The following is a 1,341-nucleotide window of genomic DNA, read 5'->3' as shown; positions in this document are numbered from 1 at the left end:
AGATTATTTGAATCCATTGAAAAACTAGAAGCACTGTTACATAAACTGTTAAATGAAGGAGGACTAATTATGAAATGGAACCGAAAAATAAAAAATAAAGGTAACTTAGTTAATGCAGTTTAGATGTCGAACAGCTTACCCCAAATGCTACAATAATAACTTGTGAACTTCTCTTTATTTCTTAACTCTGCGTGCTCTGTGTTCTCTGCGGTAAATAAAAAAAATACTCATCTTGAAACTTTACTAATATTCTCCCTGTGGCAATTGTTACAAAATTCGTTTGCTTTAACTCAGTTTAATATAGCAATCGTAAATTAGTCGTAAATTTTTTACCCCACCCCAACCCTGCCCGAACCCGCGGTCCGGGAGTAAGAAATTCACAAATGATTTAGGATTGCTATATTTCATTTGCGGGGTTCAAATTGATATTCTCAAAGGATAAAGTCGAATAACTGAGTTTTTGCTGAAACCTCCTAACGGGCGTATTCCTGTTTGAGAAAGAGAACCGGGTGAATTTCTAGCGGATTTGATTTAATCAAATTTCCAGCAACTCAAAGTTGGATAAATTGACTAAGAAATCAACTTTAATATCAAAATAACACAATTAAATTAAATTTAAATGAGCCTAAATATACTATACCTCTAGAACATTCTCGTCACATTTCTCAGTTGTCTAAAGTAATAAGTTCTCAGCCTTGATGAGTAAATTTTTACGCCGCTGTAAAACACTCGTTAAACGTATTGCTGGGTGGAAAGAAAACTTTATCGAGGTTGAGTTACTGTGGCTGCTCTTCATCTGTTTCGACAATGGTTCGTTTTGTCGCAAAGCCGTTGAGAATGATGCCTCGAATCAGTGATACTTCGGCATCCAGGCTTTTGGCGTGATCTGCGTATTTTGCTGCCGCACTTTGTAAATTGTAATTTCCCATTCGCTCAGACATTTGACGGAAAAATATGACCTTTTCCTCCATTATTCGAGCTGCCGACCATAACGCCTTCTCCAAATTCTGAGTTTGCTCTGCCAGAAATGTATCAGCCGTAAAGGAGTGTCCCGTGTGACAGCGAAACCGCAGCGGCTCTGATTTGTCAACTTGCCAGATGCTGCCGTTGCATTCAGGGCAGGTGTAAGTTGTCCGAGTCCCGATCGCTTCTACATTCTCTAAAAGCTCCTGAGTATTAATTTGCTGTTCAGCAATCTTAGTAGGACTTACGCATTGACAAAAAACATCATCTATGAATTATAGATAATGATATCACTGCTAAGGTTGGCAAAAATATGCTCACGTACAACTAACGTGAACATATTCCGTTGTACTTCATACCAATTGCTAATTATCTTTT

General features: G+C 37.8%; 1 protein-coding gene. It reads right to left on the bottom strand.

Annotated elements, in window-relative coordinates; translation table 11 throughout:
- Positions 1-776: 776 nt before the first annotated feature.
- On the bottom strand, positions 777-971 hold the full coding sequence (locus ACUVJL_RS19850) for a hypothetical protein (RefSeq protein ID WP_445247409.1): 195 nt from the start codon (positions 969-971) through the stop codon (positions 777-779).
- Positions 972-1,341 lie beyond the last annotated feature (370 nt).

Source organism: Microcoleus sp. OTE_8_concoct_300 (assembly GCF_031383065.1).
Taxonomy (GTDB): domain Bacteria; phylum Cyanobacteriota; class Cyanobacteriia; order Cyanobacteriales; family Microcoleaceae; genus Microcoleus.
The sequence above is the reverse complement of the archived record's forward strand: the minus strand, read 5'-3'. Positions and strand labels throughout refer to the sequence as shown.